This is a genomic window from Candidatus Alcyoniella australis (assembly GCA_030765605.1).
Lineage (GTDB): Bacteria > Lernaellota > Lernaellaia > JAVCCG01 > Alcyoniellaceae > Alcyoniella > Alcyoniella australis.
This window is the reverse complement of sequence record JAVCCG010000095.1, coordinates 1-17,804: the sequence shown is the minus strand read 5'-3', so window position 1 is coordinate 17,804 and position 17,804 is coordinate 1. Positions and strand designations below refer to the sequence as shown.

Here is a 17,804-nt window from a genome sequence, read left to right as displayed (position 1 = left end):
GATGAACAAACCTTCTTTGAGAACGCGCTGCCGGCTTGGAGCCGGCACGATACTCGCGAGCGTCACCTGTTTTATGACTCAATAATGCTCTCCGCGACGCGGGGCTTGGCGTTGAACAATGATGGTCGTACTGCGCGAGTTTTGCGGGCACCTCAAAGGTGCCCTCGGCGAGCCTACACACAAAGATCGATTTATCGATCTTTATCTCCCCCATAAAATCTGTGCTAGGATTTATCCATCGAGGTATTGATGATCGCAATAGCACGAGCGGCGCTGATCGCCGGTATTATGATTCTGGCATGTAGCGGCTGCGGCAACCACGACAACCCCGAGTTGGCCACGCCGCAGTCCACGGCCGCCTACTACATCAGCAACGCCTATTTCCTCGAACACAGCGTGGATGGCATGGCCTACGGCAAGTTGATCAACTGCTTCAGCCCGCAGGCCCGCAGCTATTTCGAGAACAACTACCTGCAAATCGCGGGCGAAGAGTACGTTTACGAGATCAAGGCCCTGAGCGGCATGCTCAAACAGGCCTACGCCTTTCAGGTCGCGGTGCTGCCCGCCGGGCCCAGCCCGGGCAACGGCCGCCCCGAGGTGAGCATCGTCTCCTCGGCCGATCGCGAGGCGCTGGTGCTGATCAACGGCAAGCAGGTACGAATGATCAAACAGGCGAACCAATGGCAGATCGACGAGCTGTTCGGCCTGATGCACTGACGAGATTGCGCGATGCCGACTAACGATATGCGACAACGCGGAGCAGCGGGGCTGAATCTGGCGTTCAACATCGTGATGTTCTGCGCGCTGATCTTCTTCTTTTTTCATTTCCAGCAGCCGCTGTTTCGGATCATCGTCGGCGTGGCGATCGTGCTCAACCTGTATACGTTTCTCAACGTCTACCTGGAGCACCGGCGGAGCCGCCGGGAAAAACCGGACCGCTGGACTTAACCCAACCCTGGGCCGTGGTGTCCAAACGGCATACAGACAGGGAGGATCGAAACAATGACCGAAAAACTAAGGCCACTGATGTTTATCGCCTTGTGCACCGTGCTGGCGTTGGCAATCGGCCTGGCCGCCTGCTCGGGCAGCGACGAGGACGATGACGACGACGACGACTGGTTCGACGACGACGACGACGGCGGCGGGCTGGACGACTTCCTCGACGCGCTGCCCGATCCGCTGAACCTAAGGTTGAGCCTGCCTGAAAGCGATGCAAAAGATCTGGGCGAGTTGGCGCAGCTCTACCGGGACACCGTGAACTTCACCACCGACGTCAACGAGCACGCGTTGATGTTCCTCTCATGGATCGACGAGATCACCTCCTACCCGCCCTCGAACTATGACGAGCAAGACGACGCCTACACCTGGGGCCCGTGGAACGCCGGCGGACTGTACGGCGGCGAATACCGCTTCGTGATGACCCGCGGTTCCCAGGGCTATTACGAGTACGTGCTGCAGGGGCGTAGCCGCGGCAGCGAGGACCCGTGGGGCAACGTCTGGTCCGGGCACGTCGACGTCTCGGACGCCCAGACCGCGCGACGCGGCGTGGGCAGCTACAGCGTGGACTTCGACGCCGCGCGCTCGATCGAACTGTGGATGGTCGAGGAGGGGCAAGTGATCGTGACCTACGACACGATCAACGACGGCCGCGCAATCGACGTCGAATACGTGGGATTCAAGCCCGACGACGACGATTACCAGGATCTGGTCGACGGCCTGTACTCGTATCACAATCGCGCGGACGACAGCGGCGAGTTCACCTTCGACGTGCTGGCCGACATGCATTACGAGCAGTACCACGGCGAACAGTACGACCAGCGCGAGCACTTCTGGTTCAACACCCGCTGGTACGGCGACGGCCGCGGACGCTCGGATGTGTTGGTCACTGACGGCGACCTGCCCGACATCGAGGTCGGTGGATCGACTATTGCCAGCTATGTGCTCGCCGAGTGCTGGGGCAACGACTTTCTGCGCGACTACTGGCTGGAAATGGTCGTGCTCGCCAACGGCAACGAGGAGACAATCGAGGAGCAAGGGATTGAGTCGGACTGCTCGTTCGACCAGCAGCTGCCAGAGGTTAAATAGACGGCAGCACGATTAGAGCTTTTTACAACGGCGGCCTGCTGGCCGCCGTTTTTTATTGTTTGAGTAATCTCAATCCCACGGCCCGCGCCAAAGGGAAAAACGGATCGTCGAACGCGCCCAGCGGGCCGCGTCCGCGCCGGACCGCCGGGCCGTAGCGGTAAAAGGTCAGCCCGATGTGCTTGTCGGTCATCAACGCCAGGCGCGATTGCGGATCGACCACGATCTTTCTGACCCACGGCGGGCACAAAACGCGGTCAAGGGGCTCGAGTGTGTCCAGATCGAAAATCTCCAGGTAGGGCGCGAACCCGGCCACGAACAACAGCCGCTGCTCGGGTTCCACGGCCAGGGCTCGGCAGCCGACCAGGGTCTGGATCGATCCCGCGGGCTCCAGGGTCTTGCGATCGATCAGCAGCACTTGGGCCTGGGTGGGCGCGGCCACCAGCAGGCGGTCTGTCTGCGGATCGTAGGCCAGGCCCGCACTGTTTCCGGGCACACCCACCCGGCGCTCGAAATCGAGGGTCTCCAGCTTGAGCTCGTCGAGCGTCCCTTGCAGGCTCAAAGCGTAGAGCAACCCGCGCGATTCAATGCACAGCAGGTCGAACAGCGAGTCGCGCGAATTGGGCTTCGCCGCTGTTGAGCTGCGTTCGATGCGCAGTCCAAAGAGATCGAGACGATCGATGCGGCCCTGGTTGCCATAGGAGAGCAGCATCGAGCTATGGTCGGTGCAGCCCGCGACAACAAAGCCGACCTGCTCATCTTCGAGCGTACCCAGCAACTGCGCCTCGCCAAGGCGCGGATCAACGGTAAAGGCTCTGCCGTCTGCGGCAACGGCGTAGAGCAGGCCGCGCGATGAATCGTAGCTCACGCCGGTGAGGTCCACGTCGATCCCCAGCTCGACCTCGCCGGTCAGCGTGCCCTCCGAGGTGTCGACGAGCATCACACGTCCCTCTTGACTGGTGGCCATGGCAATGCGCTGCTCGGAGTCCAATGCCAGCCCGTAGCACTCGCGCTCCCAAAGGATGCGTTCGCGCAGTTGATAGGCCTCGGGCCGCCACGGCGCACGGCTCATGCCCAGCAGGGTCAGCATCCCCGCGAACAGAACCACTGGGATCAGCGGCGCCAGGCGGTGCTGCCGCGGCAGAGCGCCGGTGGGATAGTACCTGCGCCACGACGAGGCCCAAGCGGCCGCCGGCAGCAGTAGATCGCCGAGCAACGGCACGCGCATCACACGATCCAGCGGGCCGTTACGCTTCACATTGAGGCTGATCGCCGTCATTCCCAGTATGTTGAGCACAATCCATCTCCGGGCCAGCTCGTCGGCAACCAACCCGTTGGATTGCAAAACCAAATTTCGAATTGCGGTCCACAGCCACAATGGAATCCCGGCCAGGATCGCGATCTGTAACACAATGGATAATTTGGTTAATTTGGCCCGTGGCTTTCCGGGCAACATCAGGTTCACGGCCAAAAGGGTCAGGGCGAACCAGAAGATGTTGCGCGCCATGCTCAGCGCTCCGAGCATCCGCAGACCCTGGTTGTGGTCAAACTGCGTAGGCAGCGCCAAAGCGAGCAACGCGCATCCGAGCAGCATCGCCCAGCTGCCGCGCAGATCGATCAGGGCACGGCGCACGGTACTACTCAACGCGCTCCGCCTCCTGACGCGTTGCGGCATGTATCTAATTGATCTTTATGGGAAATGCCCATTTGCAGCGCCGGGTTGTACAATATATATCAGATGTGTTAGAATACGCGTCCCCGCAGGGACTGGCGCTTCGTAATTGAAGGGCCGCTATTATATGTATGGAGTGAATGTCGGATAATGGCCACGAACACCTCAAGCTCAACCAACCGCAATCGCCGCCGCCCCAAGATGGGTGGCGATACACACTTTATCACGATTAAAATCCAGGACAAGCACCCGGTCTTTCAAGAAAAGAAAGCCGTGCAGAGTCTCAGGGAATGCATCCGCAAGGTACAGAGCCGTTACCCCTTCGAGGTCGAGGCTCTGGTCACCATGCCCGACCACCTGCACCTGATCTTGACCCTGCCCCAAGACGACGACGTGCTCAACCTGCGAGTGCAGGCGATCCAGACCGCGTTCGCCAAAACCTACGGCCGCAACCTCGACCTGGGCAAAGACAGCCCGGACTCAAGCAGGGTGCGACAGTCGACGATCTGGCGGCGGCGCTACTGCAACCACCTGATCTGCGACGACGCGGACCTGGCCAAGCACATCGAGTACGTCTTCTGGAATCCGGTCAAGCACGGCCTGGTTAAAAACCCATCGAGCTGGCCGTATTGCAACATGTCGCGCAAGTCCCGCAACGGCCACACCAACAACGGCAAGATTTGCAAGATGCCGGCCTGGATCTCCAGCGCCGACTGGGACTGATCTCCCGCAATCGTCCGTAAGCCCCCGGCCCACAGCAACGCAGCCTAGCGCACAGCACGATTCCATCCATCAAGATAACCCGGGCCATCAGCGCCCGGCCACTGCGCGGACCAATCTTTGATGTAAAAGGCAAGCACGGCGCGTCGAAGCGCTTTCACAGCATTGATCCGGCGCGCCGAGCTTTGCGGGCCTACCCCAGGTCGAACTTGAGCCGCGCCTCCTCGGGCATCCACTCGTTGATCAGGTCGTCCACGTAGCGCAGGTCGTACTTGACGTAGACCCCGAAAAACGACGCGAGGTAGGTGTTGAGCAGGAACTTGGCCTGATCCGGCGGCAGGAACTCGAACGGATCGCCGGTCTCGTCGTATTCGCCCATGCCGCAGCCGTCGCCCTCGCCCATCAGGCTGGGGATGAACGAGCAGGCGTCTGTGGGCGAGTAGTGACCGCCGCGCAGCACCTCGAGCATCACCTTGGGCGCGGGCGCGGTCTCGTAGCCGAGCATGATCAGCTCGTCGGTGTCGAACATCGTGTTGTCCTCACGCGAGAGCCAGAACATGGTTGCTGTCTGGTAGTTCTGCGGGTAGCTGGGAATCAAGTAGCAGCACAGATCGACCGCCGCACGAAAGCGCGTGTCCTTTTTAGCCGCCTCGACCGCGGTCAGCCCGCCAAAGCTGTGGCCGACCAGGCCCACGCGCTCGGGATCGAGCCGTCCCTCGAACAATCCGCCGGGTTCCTCGTTCATCTTGTAGCACTGGTCGAGCAGGAACGAGAAGTCGCGCTGGCGCTGACAGATCGACGCGGGCATTCCCAAGATGTTGTAGATCACGTACGAGCCGGGGAACGGCGCGAACAGCGCGTTGCCCGTGTGATCCGGCGCGATCACCAGGTAGCCGTGGCTCGCCAGGTGGTTGCACATCGTGTAGTTCTGCGAGCGTACGCCGGAGTTGCCGTGGCTGAAGATGATGATCGGCAGCTCGTCGAGCTCGGCGCGCGGCGGCGCGTCGCGCACCGCGCCGGTGGGCAGATCGAAGTTGTCCAGCTCCTCGGGTGATACCAGCAGGCTGAGGATCGAGCGCACCATCTCTTCCCATTCGCCGAAGAACTCGCCCAGCCGATCCTGCTCGGCGTCGCGATAGGCCTCGTCCGTGGGGTACCAGAACTCGACGCAGAGCTGCCGCGGGTTGCCCAGCATGTCGGTGTCGTCGGGATTCTCGAAGTACAGCGTGCGGTGGCCGATCGGATAGGGACCGGTCTGGGAGGGATCGAAGTACTCGCCGCGCGGGTCTTCGACGTCGTCGCCCCCTTGATCATCGGGGGGCTGGGCGTCTTCGTCGTCTTCAATCTCGCAGGCCGCCACGAACAGAGTGAGCAAAATTGCCAATGTCAGCGCCATCAGCGCGGTCGACCGTTTCATCGTTCCTCCTACTTATCGCCGGAAAGATCGGGTTTAATCTTGATCTTTATAATACGTTTTTCGTCCGACTCCAAGACCACAGCCCTCAACGGGCCGAGGCGCACGCTCTCGCCCTTGTCCGGAATGCGTCCGGTGACCTCGAGGATCCAACCGCCCAGGGTGGTGAAGTCGCCTTGGGGATGCTCGACGTCGGGGAACAGTTGGTCCAGCTCGCCCAGCTCGAAGCGCGGGTTGACCACGACCCAGCCGTCGGCAGTGCGTTGCGGCTCGTTCTCCGAATCGTCGTACTCGTCCTCGATCTCGCCGAAGACCTCCTCGATGATGTCCTCGAGGGTCACCAGGCCGGCGGTGCCGCCGTACTCGTCGATGACGATCGCGATGTGCAGCCGCTGCTTCTGGAACTCGCGCAGCAGTTCCTCAATGCGCTTGGACTCGGGGATGAAGTACGGCTCGCGCAGCAGCAGTTCGAGCTCGACCTCGTCGTCGCTACGTCCCCAGCAGCGCAGCAGGTCCTTGGCGTAAAGCAGGCCCTCGATGTGGTCCAGGTCGTCGCGAAAGGCGGGCAGCCGCGTGTGCCCGGACTCGATCAAGCTGCGGATCGCGTTGCTCAGCGGCTCGTCGAGGCTCACGCCGGTGATCTCCGGCCGCGGCACCATGATCTCGGCCACCCGCGTATCGCTGAAGTCGAGCACCGAGCTGAGCAGGTCGTTCTCGCTGGGGCTGATCAGGCCCTGTTCCTCGACCTGTTCGAGCAAGCGCTCGATTTGTTGCTGCGCGTCGCCCTGGTCGGGCATGCGCCCCTTGATCAGCCGCCTGAAGCGTACGATGAAACTGTCGTCTTCGTCGGCCAACTATTCCTCCCGATCCAGCAGCGCCGCGCTCAGCTGCGCCAGGTGCTCCTCGACGCGGCGCATCTTGCGCGCCTGCAAGCCGCCGTGGACGTGATCCATCCCCAGCAGATGGCAGATTCCGTGGGCCAGCAGCCGCGCCAGCTCCTCGCGATATCCCACGCCCAAGCTGCGGGCCTGGGCCGCGCAACGTTCGAGGCTGATCACCACGTCGCCCAGCAGCTCGCCCTCAAGCGCATCCTCGCCCTCGAGCATGCTGAAGGACAACACGTCGGTGGCTTTGTCCACCCCGCGATATTCAAAGTTGAGTCTGTGGATCTCGCGGTCGTCGCACAACAGTACGCTCAGCTCGGTCCCGCGCACCTCCTGCGCCACCAGGCACGCGTCGCAGAATTCGCGTATCTCAGCTCTGGTGGCTTTTGTTCGGGGGCCGCGGATCAGTATCCGATTGGCTTTCGCGCTCAGGTGCGTTCTCCTCGCGTTCGTCGTCGGGGTACTCGATGCGCTGATGGAAGATGCCGATCAGCACGTGCGAAAACGACTCGGCGATCTTGTGCAGATCGCGCAGCGTCAGGTCGGACTCGTCCAGCTGCCCCTCGGCGGACACGCGGTTGATGTGTTCGCTGACCAGGTTGCGAATGCGCGACGGGGCCGGCGCCTTGAGCACTCGACTGACCGCCTCGACCTGGTCGGCGAGCATCACCAGCGCGGCCTCGCGCGAGCGCGGCTTGGGACCCGGGTAGCGGAAGTCCTCCTCGTGCAGCTGCTCCATTTGCGGGTCGGTCCGCTCCCGGGCGCGCTCGTAGAAGAAGCGGATCAGCCCCTTGCCGTGGTGCTGCTCGACGATCTGCGCCACCGCGTCGCCGAGGTTGAAATCGCGCGCCAGCTCCACGCCCTCGCGCACGTGGTTGACCAAAATCAGCCCGCTCATCATCGGATAAAGCTTGTCGTGCGGGTTCTCTCCGCCGCGCTGATTCTCGATGAAGTAGTGCGGTTTGCTGATTTTGCCGATGTCGTGATACAGCGCCGCGACCTTGGCCAGCAGCGGGTTGGCGTTGATGCTCTCGGCCGCGGTCTCGGCCAGGGTGCTGACCAAAATCGAGTGGTTGTAGGTGCCCGGCGCCTTGAGGATCATCTCCTTGAGCAGCGGGTGGTTGAGGTTGGCCAGCTCCATCAATTTGATGTCGGTGGTGTAGCCGAAGATCCACTCGATTACCGGCGAGAGCGCCAGCACGGTCAGCGCGCACAGGACGCCGCCGAGCACCGCACCCGCGGACTCGAATCCCAGCTGCTTCCAGAACTGCATGCCCTGCACCGTCGAGAGGAACGAGGTCGAGAGCACCAGCAGCATGCCGGTGATGCTCACCAGCAGCCCGGCCTTGAGCGCGTCGAGCCGCTGGCTGACCTTGCCCACGGCCCAGGCGCCGGCGAACGAGCAGACCAGGACGTACATCCCGAAGTACAACGAGTTGTCGGCCATCATCCCGGCGAGCATCGCGGCCACCGGCATATAGGCCAGCGCGGTCTCGGAGTTGAGAATCAGCCGCACCAGCATCGGCGCCATTGCCACGGGAATCGCCATCAGGAAAAAGGCCATCGGCATCGTGCCGCCGGTCTCGGTGATCGACTCGGCAATGGCGATGCCGATCCAGAGGATCAGCGTCAGTCCCATGGTCAGCGCGGCGAGGAACAGTATGTCGCGGTTGCCATGACGGAACTTGCGCACGTTGTTCTTGACGAAGCCGAACAACACGGTAAACAGGATGAAGAAAACCGAGGCGATGCCGACGAACACCAGCCCGAAGCTCGACTGCGGGCCGGAGGCCTCCAGCGCCTCGAGCACCAGCAGCGTCTCCTCGGTCACCAGCTCGCCCTCGCCGATGATCAGCTGATTCTTCTCGTACTTGGCGACCACCGGGGCGATCTTGCGCGCAGCCTCGCTCTTGCGGGTTTGGGTTTCAGCCTTGGCAAAGGTCAGGTTGGGCTCGATCAGCGCAACGACCAACGCGCCGATCGTCTCGCGCAGCCTGCGTGAGGCGTCGGGTATCTCTTGCTTGACCCGCCCCTGGACGCCCTCCTTGACCTCCTCGACCGCCAGCACCGAGCTGAAGTCGGAGATCTCCTTTTCCTTGCCCGACTCGACCTCGCGCCGACTGAAGGCCTGTCGGCTGACGTCGAGCAGCGTCTGATCGAAGAAGTTGCGGTCCGAGACGATGTAGCCCAGGTACGATTCGGAGATCAGCTTGTCGATCGCCTGCTGCAGCTCGGCGGAAAACCCGGCCTTGCGCAGGATCTCGAGCTGATCGTCGTCAAGCACGGCCCCCAACTGGCGGTTGAACTGCTGGTAGTGCTCGGCCAGCAGCTCGGGCGGGATCTTGCGCGGCTGGGGCACGGGGGTCGGAGTCGCCCCCGGCGTGGCCCCGGGTTGCGGCACGACCGGCGTCGGGGCGTACTGCGCGAAAAATTCACGCATCTGGACAAAGGCGCGGTCGACCTTGGTGCGGGTCTGCTGCACCAGATTGCGATCGAAGTCGTAGACCGGCAGCACCGCGTAGCGCGCCTGTTCGCGCTTGGCCGAGGTGGCCTTGTCATCCTCGACGCTGAAGGGCATCGGCGCCTTGATCGCCCGCGTTGTGTACTGGCCGATCTCGTAGAGGTCCACGGTAACCGAGGTGGAGGGAGCCAGAAACAAGGCGATGTAGATCGACAGCCCGAGGCCGACCAGCCAAGTCGAGGCGCTCAGCGAGTTGTCGCCGGGGGTAACGTCGCGCAACTTGGCCCACAGCCGCCGCAGGCCCTTCTCGGCCTTGCGTGACTGGCGGCGCGATTTGACGTCGGCTCTGAAAGGTCTGATCCTGCGCGGCGGCATCAGCCCGACTCCTCTTCCTGCTGATCGGGGCTCTGTTGCACCGACAGGCGGCGCAAGTAGGCATCATAGGCCTTGACAATGTCCATTACCAGGCGATGACGCACCACGTCGGTCTCGTTGAGATAGACGAACTTCAACCCGGAAACTTCGGCCAGCACATGTTGGATCTGGACCAGGCCCGAGGTCGTGCCGTTGGGCAGGTCGATCTGCGTGATATCGCCGGTAACCACGGCCTTGGAGCCGAAGCCCAGGCGCGTGAGGAACATCTTCATCTGCTCGCTGGTGGTGTTCTGCCCCTCGTCGAGGATCACGAAGCTGTCGTTAAGCGTGCGTCCGCGCATAAACGCCAGCGGCGCGACCTCGATCGTTCCGCGATCGATCATCCGTTGGACCTTCTCGATGCTCATCATCTCGTGCAGCGCATCGTACAGCGGGCGCAGGTAGGGGTTTATTTTATCGAGCATCGTCCCGGGTAAAAACCCCAGCCGCTCGCCGGCCTCCACCGCCGGACGGGTGAGGATGATCCGGTCGACCTCGCCCCTATTGAGCGCGGCCACGGCCTGGGCCATCGCCAGATAGGTCTTGCCCGTGCCCGCCGGGCCGATGGAGATCACCAGGTCGTACTCGCGTAGGGCGTTGATGTAGAGCTTCTGGTTGAGGCTCTTGGGCGCGATCACCTGCTTGCGGTTGGAGATAAAGACCGTATCCAGGAAGATCTCGCGCAGCTTGACGTTGCGGTCTTGCGCCAGCAGTTTGACCGCCTGCTCCACATCCGAGGCGTAGATCGGCAAGCCCTGAGCGACCAGGCCGTAGAGCTGGGTCAGCGCGTCGCGCGCCAGGGCCACGGAGTGCGGATCGCCCTCGAGAAACACCTGGGAGCCGCGGGCCGAGACCTTGATCTTGGTTTGCTCGGCCACTGTGCGCAGGTTCTCCTCGTGCTCGCCCAGCAGGGTCTGAGCCACCCGCGAATCCTCGAACAGCAGCGTGTCGCGAACCGTCTCGCCGCTCAAGAACCCTCTCCGATCAGTTGGATTTGCACACGGCGGTCGCGCGGGCGGTTGTCGAAGTCGACCAGCACGATCTGCTGCCAAGTTCCCAGGCCCAGCCCTCCATCGTGGACCGGAATCGACAGCCCTGGCCCGAGCAAGGCCGCCCGCACGTGGGAAAAGCCGTTGCCGTCGCCCCAACGGGCGTCGTGGTGAAAATGCCGATCTTGGGGCACCAAATGCTCGATACACTCCTTGAGATCGCGCATTGCGCCGGGCTCAGCCTCGATCGTGGTCACGCCGGCCGTGCTGCCGGGAATAAAGACCGTACACAATCCCGATTCGAGACCGCTCGAGCGTTGCGCGGCTTCGACCTGACTCGTGATATCGATGATATCACAGTAGCCCGCGGTCTTCAGATTGAACTGGATCGTTTTACAAATCATCTCCGCCAAACCTCCGACTGCTGGCTAACAGTTTTACCGCGCCATTTCAAGTGCCCTGCCCGCTGTTGAACGTCGGACGTGCCTCGGCTAGAGTCAGGCGGCAAACCAGGAGAATGGCTGATGGACGATAAACAGTACGGCTTCGATGATCTGCAGGCGATCATGGATCGCCTGCGCGATCCGCAAAGCGGCTGCCCGTGGGACTTGGAACAGACCTTGAAAACTCTGCGCACCTATCTGCTCGAGGAGGTCTACGAGGCGCTGGAGGCGATCGATAGCAACGATCCCCAGGCGCTGTGCGAGGAACTGGGCGACTCGCTGTTCGAGATCGTGTTCCTGGCCAAGGTCAGCGAGCAGGAAGGACATTTTGACATCCATCAGGTGATCGACAAGATCAGCCGCAAGATGATCCGCCGCCACCCGCACATCTTTACAAACGATGTCCAGGCCCAGTCCGCGGCCGAGGTCGAGGGAATCTGGGCGCGCGCCAAGGTCGAGGAAAAAAACGACATGGCCTCGATCCTCCAGGGTGTGCCGCGTCAACTCCCGGCCCTGCTGCGCGCCTATCGGCTCAGCGAACGGGTTTCCAAGGTCGGCTTCGACTGGGAAAAAGCGCGGGACGTGCTCGACAAACTTCAGGAGGAAACGGCCGAGCTGGTGCAGGCCGCGGAGCTTGGCGACCGCGAACAGCTCGAGGCCGAGTTCGGCGACCTACTGTTCACAGTGGTCAACCTCGGACGCCATCTGGAAATCTCGGCCGAGGACGCCCTGCGCCGCACCTGCGACAAGTTCGTCGATCGCTTCAGCCGGGTCGAACTGCTGCTCAAACAGCAGGGGCTGGACCTGCAATCGGCCAGCCTGGACCAGATGGAACAGGCCTGGTCCGCGGTAAAAAACTAGCCTGGATTATTCCCGATGCTGCTACTGCTGCACAATGTAAGGAGAATTACATTTCAATACATTCGCAGCCGGGTTCGGAGCTGTGGACAACCTGGGGAAATCTCCGGTAACACCCAGGGCAACCGAGTGAAAACCAAGGGCTTTTCCAACCTCAGGAGTACGATAGGCTTAGAAGATAATACCCTTTATTTTCAAGCCTTTATCAGCCGAATGGCGACTTATCAAACAGCATGCGACCATGGCTGATAAAACCTTGAACCATTTATTCACAACTTGTATCTTCTTAAGCAGAAAAATTGGGGTTTTCATTCTGCGCAACGACCCGGCGGAGGGGATTAATGAGTGCTGTGAAACATAAGTCAGCGGGCAAGGCCGCGGCGCTCTCTGCGTTCCTGCTTCCCGGTGCGGGTCAGCTCTACAACGGGCAGCGCGTCAAGGGCTCGGTGGTGATGGGCGTGACCCTGATTGTGGTGGTGGCGCTGTGTCTGGCAATCGCGCGTTTTTTCCTGACGTACTTATCCGACATCGTGGCCGTGGCCGCCAACCAGGCCCCGGACTCGCTGATCCCCGACGTGGGCAGCCTCTGGTTTTGGGTGATCATTCTGCTGGTGATCTATATCTACGCGATCGTCGACGCCTATCTGGTGGGCAAGAAGGCGCACAAAACCCTCAACGCCCGACGCCTGGACTAACCCGCGTCGCAAGATTGGCGGGGGGTAATAATGTTGAATAACATTATTGGGTAGGCGCGAGCAGGGTTTCTAGATTTAGATTTTCACCTGGCTACGCACGATAGCCCGATCAGCACGTTCTCAAAGAAGTCTTGTTTATCGAGACAAAATGTTTCGTACGATTATGGGTCTTAGATCGTGGCTTGGCACATGGCACCGCAAACAGCGCGCATCAGCCCACCCCACGGATGATCCGGCTTGGAGCCGGCACAAAACTCGCAAGCGGGCCAAACTCGTGGCTCAACGATAATCTCCGCGACGCGGCATAGATCGACGCTAAACGATCCGGGAAATATGCGAGCCTTGCAGCGGCTCCAAGCCGCCCCACCCCACCTGCTCGCCTTTAATCAGCTCCAAGTCGGCAGCGTGATGGATTGCTTTGCGCGTTATCTTTGGAGGATGGACTGATCCGCGTTCGTGGCAAGTACAGGTGCCAAGCCGCGGCCGCTTTTTGTTGATCGTTGTAAACAGGCTGTACCGATGGGCTATGGGTCTTTGATAACGCGCAAAGCAAGCCATTGCGCTTGGGAAAACCAAATTGATTAAAGGCGAGCCTACACACAAAGATCGTTTTAACGATCTTTACTCCACCTCACGAATCTTTCGACGCGGGGAGGGTCGGTGCATTACGACCAGCGTACTGCGCGAGTTTTGTGGCACCTCTAAGGTGCCCCCGGCTCAAAGCCGGGTCAATAGGGAGGCGGTCCCAGAACGTTGCAGACCGGCTCCATGGCCATGGACAGGTAGAATCCCGGGCTGAGGAAATATCCGCAGCAGATCAACTGCTGACAGTTGTCCGCGTACTGCGGATAGCACTGGTCCATGAATCCGGCCACCGGCTCATCGTCCGGACACAGGGCGAGGAACTCGGCGGAGTCCGGATCGTCGATCAGCGTATCGCCGTTGCAATCGCCGTAAACTTTGTACTGCGCGTCGGCGCACGCGGCCTCGTCATCATCATCATCGTCGTCGTCATCGTCGATGTCGTCGTCATCGTCGTCAACATCGTCGTCGTCCGAATCATCGTCGTCAGTATCGTCGTCGTCATTGTCCGAGTCGTCGTCGGTCGTGCGTCCGTCGTCGTCGTCGTCGTCCGAACCGCAGGCCACGAAGACCAGTCCGGCGGCCAGCATCAGCGCCAGCACGCATATCAAAACGGTAAGAGTGCGCGTTTTCACTTTGGCTCCTTTCCTCGCCTGGATCACCTATCGAGTTTGTACTGCAGCGAAGGCTCAAGAAAAATCCAGACCAATTCATCCCCTCAATAGCAGAGCCGATGCTCGTTCGTCAATTGTCCGCGCCCCCCTTATCCGGCGTTGACATCATGCGGCCCGATGACTAAGGTCTGCTTAGGCCGTGCTAGGGGGGGAGCCAGTGGTGCCCTGTAACCCGCAATCCACTATAAAGGGCCTGAATTCCCCTGTAGAGGCTTGATTCCGTGTAGGGGTCCGTTCTCGCGGACGGATGGGTCGGGTCCCACGCAACAGGCGCAGCTGAACCCCGTCAGATCCGGGAGGAAGCAGCGGTAAGGTTAGCAGCCTGTGTGTTGTGGGCAGCCTGGCCAATCGTCCCCCGTGGGAAAACGCTCTACTCGGATAGGGTCGATCAGGGGTGCACGGCTGTTTCTCAAGATCATCGGCGTCAAATCGATCGACCGAACAAGGCGGGATAAATAAGCGTGTCGTACATCGTCCTGGCCCGCAAATATCGGCCGCAGACCTTCGATCAGATCGTGGGCCAGGCCCATATCACGCGCACGTTGCAAAACGCCCTGATCTCGGGGCGGATCTCGCACGCCTACCTGTTCTGCGGCACGCGCGGCGTGGGCAAGACCTCGGCGGCGCGGATTTTGGCCAAGGCGCTGAACTGCGCCCAAGGGCCGACGTCCACACCCTGCGGCGAATGTTCCTCTTGCAAATCGATCGCCGCGGGCAACTCAGTGGACGTATTCGAGATCGACGGCGCCTCGAACACCGGCGTGGACGACGTGCGCCAGTTGCGCGAAAACGTCAAGTACGCACCGAGCAGCGGACGCTACAAAGTCTACATCATCGACGAAGTTCACATGCTCTCGACCAACGCGTTCAACGCGCTGCTCAAGACCCTCGAGGAACCACCGCCGCACGTGGTGTTCATCTTCGCCACCACCGACCCGCACAAAATCCCGGACACGATCCTCAGCCGCTGTCAGACCTACGAGTTCAAGCTGATCCCGCTGACCCTGTTGCTCGATACGCTCAAGTCGATCTGCGCATCCGAGGGGATCCAGATGGCCGAAGAGCTGCTGATGCTGATCGCGCGCAAGGCCGAGGGAAGCATGCGCGACGGCCTGTCGTTCCTGGATCAGACTATCAGCTTCGGCGCCGACAAGATCACCCGCGAGGAGCTGATCGAGCTGTTGGGAGTTATCGACCGCGCGTTCCTGATCGGGCTGGTCGAAACGATCCTCGACAGCGACGTGCCCGGCGTGCTCGAGCGCTTTGAGGCCACGGCCGAGTTCCGCTTTGAGCCGCGTCAGTTTTACCAGGATCTGGTCGAGCTGCTGCGCGACCTGATCGTGGTCAAGGTCAGCAAAAATCCCGGCCGGCTGGTGGTGGCGCCGGACTCGGAGCTTAAGCAGTTGGGCGAAATCTGCCGCAGCCAAAGCTTCGAAACCCTACAGCGCCAGTTCGACGGTCTGATCCAGGCCGAGAACGAGGTGCTGCGCGCGTCCCATCCGCGTTTGGTGCTGGAGATGCTGCTGGTCAAGATGGCGCACGACCAACCGATCGTGCCCCTCGACGGGCTGATCGCCAAGCTCGACGAGCTGATCGCCAATGGCGCCATAGCGCCCGGCGGCGGCCAGGCCGGACCCAAGCCAACTCCCCAACGCGCCGCAGGGTCCGCAAGCCCGCGGCCGCGTTCAGCCAAGGCCGCACCCCAGGCCGTTTCCCGCGACGAGGCTCCGGCGCAGACCCAGGCAGCCAACGAGAGCGCCGATCCGCAGTGGCTGAAGCTGGTCGAGGCCACCAAGGGCAAGCGGCTGTCGGCCGGAGCGCTGCTGGACAACGGCGTTCCTCAGCAGCTTAGCGCGGACCTGGTGCGCATCGGCATGAATCCGACGCACCTCAGTCTGTTGGGTCGCGCCGAAGACAACGAGGCGCTGCTCGACGCGGTGGCCGAGGTCTTCGGCGCTGATGCACGGCTCGAGCTGATCGCTCTGGACAACGGCTCGTCCCAGCAACAGGCGAGAAGTTCAAAAAAAAAAGAGTCTGATAAACTAAGGACGATCAAACGGCAGGCGTTGGAATCGCCTGTGGTCAAGGACGCGCTGGAACTGTTCAACGGCGAGGTGGTCGACATCCGAATCCAGCGCCAACGCAAATAGCACTGATTGGAGGACAGATGAGCAAAGGTCTTGGCAACATCATGAAGATGGCCAAGCAGGCCCAGGCGAAGATCATGCAGGTTCAGGATGAGATGGCCTCACGTTCGGTCGAGGCCTCCTCGGGCGGCGGGATGGTCGTGGCCACGGTCAACGGCAAGCAGGAACTTTTAGCATTGAAGATCGAGCCCGACGTGCTGCAGGACGGCGACGTCGAGATGGTCCAGGACCTGGTGGTCGCCGCGGTGAACGAGGCGATGCGCAAGGCCCAGGAGATGGTCGCCGAGGAGATGTCCAAGGTTACCGGCGGAATGAACCTCCCCGGCCTGTTCTGAGATCGCCTTGGACCACCCTGCCCCGATCCGCAACTTGGTGCGCGAGTTCAGCCGGCTGCCGGGGATCGGCGCCAAGTCGGCCACGCGCCTGGCCTACCACCTGCTCAGCACCAGCGACGAGGGTGCTAAGCGGCTGGCCGACGCGATCATCGAGCTGCGACAGCGCATCGGACTGTGCGAGGTCTGCTTCCAGCTCACCGACGTCAACCCCTGCGCGACCTGCTCCGATCAGGCGCGGGACCACAGCCTGATCTGCGTTGTCGAGCAACCGCCCGACGTGAGCGCCATCGAGCGCAGCTCGCAATATCGTGGGATGTATCACGTGCTGCACGGCTCGATCTCGCCGCTGGACGACGTGGGCCCTGACGAGCTCAAGATCGCCGAGCTGATCAAACGCGCCTCATCGCCGGATGTGACCGAGGTAATTTTGGCCACCAACCCGACCAAAGAGGGCGAGGCCACGGCGGTCTACATCGCGGACAAGCTCTCCTCGATCGACGTGCGAGTAACCAGAATCGCTCACGGTATTCCAGTCGGCGGCGAGGTGGAGTACACTGATTCAGCAACCCTGGGTCTGGCGCTCGGCGGCCGGCGGGAGATGTAGCGATGGCCTTCGTCAACAAGCAGACCAAGGAAATCAACTGCAAGATCGTATTTTACGGTCCCCAGCGTTCGGGCAAGACGCGCACGCTGCGCTTTATCCACGAACAGACCAAACCCGAAAATCGTGGCGAGCTGATCAGCGTCAGCGCCGACGACGAGCGCACGCTGTTCATCGACTACGTGCCGCTGATCCTCGGCAGTTACCAGGGCCTGCGCACGCGGCTGCACCTCTACGCCATGCCCGGCGCGCCGATCTCGCAGATGAACCAACGGCTGATTCTCAAGGGAGTGGACGGCATCGTGTTCGTGGCCGACTCCAGCCCCGACCGCGTGGAGGACAACGTCGAGTCCCTGGGCGGCCTGCGCAACCTGCTGGCCGAGATTAAGAAGGACCCGGACAAGATCCCGATGGTGTTCCAGTACAACAAACAGGACCTTCCCGGAGCGATCAGCGCCGAGAAGCTGCGCTCGCTGCTCGGAGCGCGCGATGTGGACTTCGCCAGCAACGCCCGCTCTGGCCAAGGGCTGTTCCCCGCGCTGAAACAGATCAGCAAGCTGGTGCTGGCGCAGGTCGACATCAACGGCGGCTGATCAACAAGATTATCAACGAAACCCTTGACAGACGCGGCCCAAGGGTTTAATAAAAGCGGCTCTTGTTTGGAAAAAACCCAGATGCTCCTGGGTAGCTCAGTTGGTAGAGCAGGTGGCTGTTAACCACCTTGTCGGGGGTTCGAGTCCCTCCCCAGGAGCCAGAAATCTCTCCCGCAGAATTTGCGGGCTAAACGGTTAACAGAGGCCCCGGAGCAATGACCTCTCGGGGCTTTGCCTTTT

At 61.4% G+C, this 17,804-nt stretch carries 18 protein-coding genes, 1 tRNA gene and 1 other RNA gene; 12 read left to right on the top strand and 8 right to left on the bottom strand.

All coding sequences use genetic code 11. The features are described 5' to 3' along the window. Positions 1-249 precede the first annotated feature (249 nt). Genes P9M14_10790 through P9M14_10780 form a run of 3 tightly spaced genes read left to right on the top strand, consistent with a single transcriptional unit; the run spans position 250 to position 2,085 of the window. Positions 250-717 (top strand): hypothetical protein, encoded by a 468-nt coding sequence (locus P9M14_10790; GenBank protein MDP8256225.1) that lies wholly within the window; start codon positions 250-252, stop codon positions 715-717. A 12-nt stretch (positions 718-729) separates the two neighbouring features. Then, the gene (locus P9M14_10785; protein ID MDP8256224.1) at positions 730-948 is read left to right on the top strand and encodes a hypothetical protein; all 219 of its coding nucleotides are present in this window, start codon (positions 730-732) and stop codon (positions 946-948) included. A 54-nt stretch (positions 949-1,002) separates the two neighbouring features. After that, entirely contained in the window at positions 1,003-2,085 is a 1,083-nt protein-coding gene (locus tag P9M14_10780) for a hypothetical protein (protein MDP8256223.1), read from the top strand. Positions 2,086-2,137: 52 nt separating this feature from the next. Here P9M14_10780 and P9M14_10775 read toward each other — a convergent pair whose 3' ends face one another. Beyond that, positions 2,138-3,727 carry a hypothetical protein gene (locus tag P9M14_10775; protein ID MDP8256222.1) on the bottom strand — a complete coding sequence of 530 codons (1,590 nt, stop codon included), beginning with the start codon at positions 3,725-3,727 and terminating at the stop codon, positions 2,138-2,140. Between the two features lie 177 nt (positions 3,728-3,904). Here P9M14_10775 and P9M14_10770 point away from each other — a divergent pair, with 177 nt between their 5' ends. Further along, on the top strand, positions 3,905-4,477 hold the full coding sequence (locus P9M14_10770) for a transposase (GenBank protein ID MDP8256221.1): 573 nt from the start codon (positions 3,905-3,907) through the stop codon (positions 4,475-4,477). Positions 4,478-4,667: 190 nt separating this feature from the next. On the opposite strand, the gene P9M14_10765 is transcribed toward P9M14_10770, so the two are convergent. Genes P9M14_10765 through P9M14_10740 form a run of 6 tightly spaced genes read right to left on the bottom strand, consistent with a single transcriptional unit; the run spans position 4,668 to position 11,040 of the window. Continuing rightward, positions 4,668-5,891, bottom strand: a complete 1,224-nt coding sequence (locus P9M14_10765; GenBank protein ID MDP8256220.1) for a dienelactone hydrolase family protein — start codon at positions 5,889-5,891, stop codon at positions 4,668-4,670. Positions 5,892-5,899: 8 nt separating this feature from the next. Beyond that, positions 5,900-6,742 carry a hemolysin family protein gene (locus P9M14_10760; GenBank protein ID MDP8256219.1) on the bottom strand — a complete coding sequence of 281 codons (843 nt, stop codon included), beginning with the start codon at positions 6,740-6,742 and terminating at the stop codon, positions 5,900-5,902. Further along, positions 6,743-7,114 (bottom strand): rRNA maturation RNase YbeY, encoded by a 372-nt coding sequence (gene ybeY / locus P9M14_10755; protein ID MDP8256218.1) that lies wholly within the window; start codon positions 7,112-7,114, stop codon positions 6,743-6,745. A gap of 28 nt (positions 7,115-7,142) precedes the next feature. Beyond that, entirely contained in the window at positions 7,143-9,608 is a 2,466-nt protein-coding gene (locus tag P9M14_10750) for an HDIG domain-containing protein (GenBank protein MDP8256217.1), read from the bottom strand. Next, the gene (locus P9M14_10745) at positions 9,608-10,618 is read right to left on the bottom strand and encodes a PhoH family protein (protein ID MDP8256216.1); all 1,011 of its coding nucleotides are present in this window, start codon (positions 10,616-10,618) and stop codon (positions 9,608-9,610) included. The genes P9M14_10750 and P9M14_10745 overlap by 1 nt, the downstream gene beginning before the upstream one ends. Further along, a complete protein-coding gene (locus P9M14_10740) occupies positions 10,615-11,040 on the bottom strand; it encodes a secondary thiamine-phosphate synthase enzyme YjbQ (protein ID MDP8256215.1) in 426 nt (141 codons plus the stop codon). Before P9M14_10740 ends, P9M14_10745 begins: the two co-directional genes overlap by 4 nt. A 120-nt stretch (positions 11,041-11,160) precedes the next feature. On the opposite strand from P9M14_10740, the gene mazG reads away from it, so the two are divergent. Then, complete coding sequence (gene mazG / locus P9M14_10735; protein MDP8256214.1) at positions 11,161-11,940, top strand: nucleoside triphosphate pyrophosphohydrolase; 780 nt, start codon at positions 11,161-11,163, stop codon at positions 11,938-11,940. 338 nt (positions 11,941-12,278) lie between these two features. Further along, positions 12,279-12,632, top strand: a complete 354-nt coding sequence (locus tag P9M14_10730) for a hypothetical protein (protein ID MDP8256213.1) — start codon at positions 12,279-12,281, stop codon at positions 12,630-12,632. Positions 12,633-13,360: 728 nt separating this feature from the next. On the opposite strand, the gene P9M14_10725 is transcribed toward P9M14_10730, so the two are convergent. Further along, complete coding sequence (locus P9M14_10725) at positions 13,361-13,849, bottom strand: hypothetical protein (GenBank protein MDP8256212.1); 489 nt, start codon at positions 13,847-13,849, stop codon at positions 13,361-13,363. Between the two features lie 176 nt (positions 13,850-14,025). Here P9M14_10725 and ffs point away from each other — a divergent pair. From ffs to P9M14_10695, 6 genes are all read left to right on the top strand, one after another. Continuing rightward, positions 14,026-14,290, top strand: an RNA gene (gene ffs, locus P9M14_10720) — signal recognition particle sRNA large type. Between the two features lie 59 nt (positions 14,291-14,349). Further along, positions 14,350-16,038, top strand: coding sequence for a DNA polymerase III subunit gamma/tau (dnaX, locus tag P9M14_10715; GenBank protein MDP8256211.1), 1,689 nt, complete (start codon positions 14,350-14,352; stop codon positions 16,036-16,038). A gap of 17 nt (positions 16,039-16,055) precedes the next feature. Further along, positions 16,056-16,370, top strand: a complete 315-nt coding sequence (locus P9M14_10710) for a YbaB/EbfC family nucleoid-associated protein (GenBank protein MDP8256210.1) — start codon at positions 16,056-16,058, stop codon at positions 16,368-16,370. A gap of 7 nt (positions 16,371-16,377) precedes the next feature. Continuing rightward, positions 16,378-16,974, top strand: coding sequence for a recombination mediator RecR (gene recR / locus P9M14_10705; protein MDP8256209.1), 597 nt, complete (start codon positions 16,378-16,380; stop codon positions 16,972-16,974). Positions 16,975-16,976: 2 nt separating this feature from the next. Continuing rightward, positions 16,977-17,564: an ADP-ribosylation factor-like protein gene (locus P9M14_10700; protein ID MDP8256208.1), complete on the top strand. Its 588-nt coding sequence runs from the start codon at positions 16,977-16,979 to the stop codon at positions 17,562-17,564. Positions 17,565-17,649: 85 nt separating this feature from the next. After that, positions 17,650-17,725 (top strand) — tRNA-Asn (locus tag P9M14_10695). The last annotated feature ends 79 nt before the right edge of the window (positions 17,726-17,804 follow it).

Bases quoted from the DNA above. Each gene is read 5' to 3' on its own strand.
- P9M14_10790 (MDP8256225.1), top strand. From the start codon at position 250: ATGATCGCAATAGCACGAGCGGCGCTGATCGCCGGTATTATGATTCTG.
- P9M14_10785 (MDP8256224.1), top strand. From the start codon at position 730: ATGCCGACTAACGATATGCGACAACGCGGAGCAGCGGGGCTGAATCTG.
- P9M14_10780 (MDP8256223.1), top strand. From the start codon at position 1,003: ATGACCGAAAAACTAAGGCCACTGATGTTTATCGCCTTGTGCACCGTG.
- P9M14_10770 (MDP8256221.1), top strand. From the start codon at position 3,905: ATGGCCACGAACACCTCAAGCTCAACCAACCGCAATCGCCGCCGCCCC.
- P9M14_10765 (MDP8256220.1), bottom strand. From the start codon at position 5,891: ATGAAACGGTCGACCGCGCTGATGGCGCTGACATTGGCAATTTTGCTC.
- P9M14_10750 (MDP8256217.1), bottom strand. From the start codon at position 9,608: ATGCCGCCGCGCAGGATCAGACCTTTCAGAGCCGACGTCAAATCGCGC.
- P9M14_10740 (MDP8256215.1), bottom strand. From the start codon at position 11,040: ATGATTTGTAAAACGATCCAGTTCAATCTGAAGACCGCGGGCTACTGT.
- mazG (MDP8256214.1), top strand. From the start codon at position 11,161: ATGGACGATAAACAGTACGGCTTCGATGATCTGCAGGCGATCATGGAT.
- P9M14_10730 (MDP8256213.1), top strand. From the start codon at position 12,279: ATGAGTGCTGTGAAACATAAGTCAGCGGGCAAGGCCGCGGCGCTCTCT.
- P9M14_10710 (MDP8256210.1), top strand. From the start codon at position 16,056: ATGAGCAAAGGTCTTGGCAACATCATGAAGATGGCCAAGCAGGCCCAG.
- P9M14_10700 (MDP8256208.1), top strand. From the start codon at position 16,977: ATGGCCTTCGTCAACAAGCAGACCAAGGAAATCAACTGCAAGATCGTA.